Origin of the sequence: uncultured Frigoribacterium sp., assembly GCF_963515265.1 — a bacterium.
Taxonomy (GTDB): domain Bacteria; phylum Actinomycetota; class Actinomycetes; order Actinomycetales; family Microbacteriaceae; genus Frigoribacterium.
The window spans coordinates 1-5,044 of the sequence record NZ_CAUPYL010000186.1; the positions used below are offsets into that span (position 1 = coordinate 1).

Below are 5,044 nucleotides of genomic sequence, written 5' to 3' on the forward strand. Positions count from 1 at the left end.
GCCGCGACGCGCGCCGGACGACGCCGAGGCGTCGATCGACTCGGGGGTCCCCGCCTTGAGCGCGCGGCGGCGGGACGGCCGGGAGAGCTTGGGGCGCGAGCCGTCGCTGGAGGTGCGGCGGGGGCCACGCGTCCGGCGGTGGTGCACGATCGCCCAGATGTACAGCAGGACGCCGATCAGGAGCGTGACCAGTCCGCCGACGATCAGGGGGCCGGCGGTCGGGGTCGCCGTCGAGAGGGGCCAGGTGACCGCGACGTCCGCCGGCGCGGGCTCGGTCCCGTCGGAGACGACGACGAGGGACACGTCGTCGGGCGCGTCCAGGGAGAAGGTCAGGGGGCTGCCGCTGTACTGGTCGTACCAGAGGTCGGAGTCGGCCGGGTCGGGCACCGTCGTCTCGTCGCCGGCGACGGTTCGGGTCGTCAGCTCGCCCGCGTCCGCGTCCCACTCGACGAGGTTGTAGTCGGCGTCGCCGACCCAGCCCATCACGTCCGAGGTGCGACCGGTGGCGGCGAAGACGCTGTCGGCCCCGTCGATCGAGACGGTCTGGCGCCCGTCGTGCCCGTGCAGGGCGCTGGCGGGCACGACGGTGACGGTCGCCTCGGAGGAGCTGGTCGACACCGAGGACGAGACGCTCGACGGAGGCGCGAACACCGTGCGCTGGGCGAACCCGAGGGCCACCATCAGCGCCGCGAGCACGACGACGACGACAGCGATGATGAAACGCACGTTGTTTTCTCCCTCCGTGCCGCCATCCCGGTCGGGTGGGAGCGCCGCGGCAGACGCCGACGGAGCTCGCGCGGGCCTGGCCGGGAGGCCGGGCACGGCGGCGGGTATTTAAGACGGCTCAGCGTATCCGACCAGCCTGAGTGCCGCACCCCGGCCTTCCTCGCGGACCGTCACGCCCTCCTCCGGCCGCTAAAATCGTCGCGCCGGGCACGTGAGCAGTGCCCGCCACGGACGCGAAGGAGACACGGTGGCTGCTGACGACACGGAATTCGGGACCGAGCTGCGCGGCTACCGCAAGGACGACGTCGACGCGGCCCTCGGCGACCTCCGTCGCGAGCTGATCAAGGCCAACGCCGACCGTGCCGAGATGGCGGGGTCCGTCAAGCAGCTCCAGACGCGCCTCGACGACCTGCAGACGGAGCTCGAGGAGGCCGGCACGCCCACCTACGCCGGCCTGGGCAGCAAGCTCGAGCAGACCCTCCGGCTCGCGGAGGAGCAGGCGACCGCCCTCGTCAGCAAGGCCGACATAGACTCTGAGGAGCTCCGCACCTCGTCGACGAGCGAGGCACGTCGGGTGCTCTCCGACGCCCGGGAGCGCGCCGACGCCCTCCTCGAGGACGCCCGGGGCCGGGCCGCCGCCCAGGTCGCCGAGAGCACCGGCGAGGCCGACCGCATGGTGGCCAGGGCGCGTGCCGAGGCGCGTTCGCTGCTGCAGGAGGCCCAGCGCGACTCCTCCGCCATGCGGGGCGCAGCAGCCACCGAGTCGGCCGAGAACGTCAGCACGGCACGGCACGAGGTCGCCGCCCTGCACGCGACCGCCGAGCGCGAGGTCGCCGAGCTGCGGGCCCAGGTCGAGCGCGAGGTCGCCGACGCCCGTGACGGCGCCGCGGCGCTGGCACGGGACACCGAGCTGGCACGAGCCGAGTTCGTCGCCGAGGACGAACGCGTGCGCGCCGACCTCGCCCGCGAGTCCGAGACGGTCCGCGCCGAGCTGGCGCGCCTGGACGAGACCACCCGCGCCGATCTCGAGCTCGAGGTCGCCACCCGACGGGACGACCTCGCCCGAGAGGTCGAGGCTGCCCGCGCCGAGCTCGACGACGACGTCGACACCGGCCGTGCGGAGCTCGCGGAGCACGTCGCGGTGACCAGGGCAGAGCTCGACGCGGACGTCGCGCAGACGCGCGCCGCCCTGGAGCGCGAGGTCGAGGAGGCGCGCCTCGCTGTGCGGAGGGAGGTCGAGTCCGCCCGGGCCGACCTCGAGCACGAGCTGACGACGGCTCGTGACGCCCTCTCCGCCGAGGTCGCCGCCACCCACGAGCGCCTCGAGCGCGAGGTGCAGCAGCAACGGGACCGGCTCGAGCGCGAGGCGGGCGAGGCACGGGCCGTCGTCGAGGCCGAGACGGTCAACGCGAGGGCCGACCTCGACGCCGAGGTGGCCGAGAGCCAGGCGCAGCTCGTCGACGACGAGGAGGCACAGCGCGTGCGCCTCGCGGCCGAGGCCGCGACCCAGCAGGCGAGGCTCGTCGCCGACCGCGAGACCGCCGTCGCCGAGCTCGCCCGGGAGCTCGAGGAGCGCCGCAGCGACGCGGAGGTCGAGCTGCGCACCCGACGCGACGAGGCCGAGCGTGAGCTGGTGCAGCGGCACCACGCCGCGGTGGCCGAGACGCAGGGCTACCTCGACGACGCCGCGGGGCAGCTCGAGGAGGCGCGGCAGCGCGCCGTCGAGACGCGCCGCGAGGCGGACGAGCTGGAGCGCACGTCGCACGAGCACGCCCGCACGGTCCGGTCGGAGGCCGACGCGACGGCCCACGACGTCCTCACGAACGCGGAGCAGCGTGCGGCGAGCCTCGTCGACGACGCCGAGCGCCGGTCCGCGGAGCTCACCGACGACGCCGAGCGCCGCCTGGCCGAGATCCGGGAGGAACGCGACGCCGTCGCGGGGTACCTCGAGAACCTGCGCGCCGTGTTGGCCCAGCAGGCGCAGGGTGCGTCAGAGTAGGCAGTCGGTGGCGTCGGGCTGAACGGCGCACCGGTCGTCGACAGGAGCCGCCCGCGTGAAGATCCACGATCCGTTCCGCCTCGGGCTGCTGGCGGGCCTCGGCGTCATCGCCGCCCTCGTGATCGGGGGCGCCCTCAGCGAGCTGTCGACGATCCTCACCTACGTGGGGGCCGCGATCTTCATCGCCCTGGGCCTCGACCCCGTCGTGTCGTGGCTGGAGAACCGCTCGGTGCCGCGCTGGCTCGCGATCGTCATCGTCTTCACGGTCGCGATCGGCGCCTTCGTCGGCGTGGTCTTCGCGATCGTGCCCGTCATCGTCAGCCAGGCCACCGCGCTCATCACGAACCTCGTCACGTACCTGCAGAGCGTCACCACGCAGGAGTTCGTCGACAACCTCCAGGCGCTCGTGCCCCAGAACTTCTTCGACGTGCAGCAGGCGCTCGACTCAGTACTCGACTTCCTCACGAACCCCGACAACGTCGTCACCATCGGCGGCGGTGTGCTGGCCGTGGGCGTGGCCATCGGCAACGGGGTCTTCGCCACGGTCGTCGTGGTCATCCTCGTGCTCTACTTCACCTCGTCGATCAACACCTTCAAGGCCGGCATCTACCAGCTCGTCCCTGCGTCCAAGCGCGTGCGGTTCGCCGACCTCGCCGAGCAGATCAGCCAGTCGGTCGGCCGGTACGTGATCGGCCAGTTCACGCTCGCCGCCATCAACGGCGTCCTCAGCTTCGTCTTCCTCAGCTCCATAGGGGCGCAGCAGCCGGCGGTCTTCGCCTTCATCGCGTTCCTCGGCTCGATCATCCCGCTCGTCGGCACCATCAGCGGGTCGGCGATCATCGTGCTCGCGCAGATCGTGCTGCTGCCGGACTCCCCCGCGACCTGGGTCACCGCGGCCATCTGGTACCTCGTCTACATGCAGGTCGAGGCGTACGTCCTCAGCCCTCGCATCATGCGCCGAGCGGTCAAGGTCCCGGGGGTCGTCGTCGTCATCGCCGCGCTCACCGGCGGCACGCTGCTGGGCGTGCTCGGGGCGCTGATCGCCATCCCGGTCGCCGCCTCGATCCTCCTGATCATCCGGCAGGTCGTCGTGCCGCGGCAGGATGCTCGCTGAGGGCAGGAGCTGCGGCGGACGAGCCCCCGGCGGAGCTCCCCTAGGAGGCGGCCTGCTCGCCCCCCGAGGGAGGCCACGTGGTCGAGAGCGGGAGCGCGCCGGGCGCCACGCGCCGCACGATCTCGTCGAGCACCCTCGAGGTCTGCTTCTCGCCCACCCAGAGGTGCTTGCCGCCCTCGACCGCGACGACCTCGGCGCGGGGCACGGCGGCGAACCGTGCCCGCGCCTCCTCGGGCTGCAGGTAGTCGTCGTGCTCGGGGACGACGGCGACGATCGGCACCTCGGAGTCGTTCCAGGAGGCGAGCTCGGCGTCCGTCGTGCGGTGCAGGGGCGGGGAGAGCAAGAGGAGCCCCGCGACGTCGACGCCGCGGCCGTGCTTCAGCGCGACCTCGGTGCCGAACGACCAGCCGAGCAGCCACGGCGTGGGCAGCCCGGCACCCTGGACGAGGGCGACGGCCGCCCTCAGGTCGGCTGCCTCGGCCTCGCCCTCGCCGAAGGACCCCTCCGAACGACCCCGGGGCGACGAGACGCCGCGGAAGTTGAAGCGGAGGACGGCCACGTCGGCCAGAGCCGGCAGCCGGGCCGCCGCCTTGCGGATCACGTGCGAGTCCATGAACCCGCCGGCGGTCGGGAGAGGATGCAGCGTGACCAGGGTGGCGACCGGGTCCCGGTCGAGCGGCGACGCGAGCTCGCCCACCAGGGTGAGCCCGTCCGCCGTGTGGATCTCGACGTCGGAGCGGCGCGCCGGGAGCTCGACGCCGCCGCGCACGTCCACGGGCGAGGGAGAAGGCAGGGTCACGAGATCCTCCAGCAGTGGGTGTGCCAGTGACGGCGCGAGGCGAGGTCGTCCTGCTCGCCGAAGAGCCCGTCAGCACGCCAGACGACGAGGTGGGGCGTGCCCGGGGAGACCGTCAGGGCACAGCCGGGGCAGGTGTACTCCTTGACCGCCGAGGACGCGGACACCGACTGCACGACGAACTCACGCCCACGTCGCGTCTCGGTCCGTGGACCGCCGAAGAGGGACCGCGCGAGATCACGCTCGTCACGGACCTCTTCTGCACGGTTCCGCTCCGCGCGGTCACGCGGACGACGCGGGCGGTTGCTGCGGGGCATGCCCTCCAGCGTAGCCGGACGATCAGCGGTCAGGACCCAGCGGTGCTGGCTCAGCGGTGCTGGCTCAGCGGTGCTGGCTCAGCGGTGCTGGC

The 5,044-nt window shown here is 73.1% G+C and carries 4 protein-coding genes and 1 pseudogene; 2 read left to right on the forward strand and 3 right to left on the reverse strand.

What is annotated here, in order from left to right:
• A pseudogene (locus tag RWM17_RS12115) lies at window positions 1-726 on the reverse strand (hypothetical protein); the annotation flags it as partial.
• Window positions 727-973: 247 nt separating this feature from the next.
• Here RWM17_RS12115 and RWM17_RS12120 point away from each other — a divergent pair.
• Together RWM17_RS12120 and RWM17_RS12125 are read left to right on the forward strand one after the other, a co-directional pair.
• Window positions 974-2,725, forward strand: coding sequence for a hypothetical protein (locus RWM17_RS12120; RefSeq protein ID WP_314104023.1), 1,752 nt, complete (start codon window positions 974-976; stop codon window positions 2,723-2,725).
• Between the two features lie 55 nt (window positions 2,726-2,780).
• Complete coding sequence (locus RWM17_RS12125; RefSeq protein WP_314104025.1) at window positions 2,781-3,839, forward strand: AI-2E family transporter; 1,059 nt, start codon at window positions 2,781-2,783, stop codon at window positions 3,837-3,839.
• A gap of 40 nt (window positions 3,840-3,879) precedes the next feature.
• Here the strand turns inward: RWM17_RS12125 and RWM17_RS12130 are convergent, their stop codons facing one another.
• Together RWM17_RS12130 and RWM17_RS12135 are read right to left on the reverse strand one after the other, a co-directional pair.
• Window positions 3,880-4,638 (reverse strand): alpha/beta family hydrolase, encoded by a 759-nt coding sequence (locus RWM17_RS12130; protein WP_314104027.1) that lies wholly within the window; start codon window positions 4,636-4,638, stop codon window positions 3,880-3,882.
• Window positions 4,635-4,952 (reverse strand): hypothetical protein, encoded by a 318-nt coding sequence (locus tag RWM17_RS12135; RefSeq protein ID WP_192041977.1) that lies wholly within the window; start codon window positions 4,950-4,952, stop codon window positions 4,635-4,637. Before RWM17_RS12135 ends, RWM17_RS12130 begins: the two co-directional genes overlap by 4 nt.
• Window positions 4,953-5,044 lie beyond the last annotated feature (92 nt).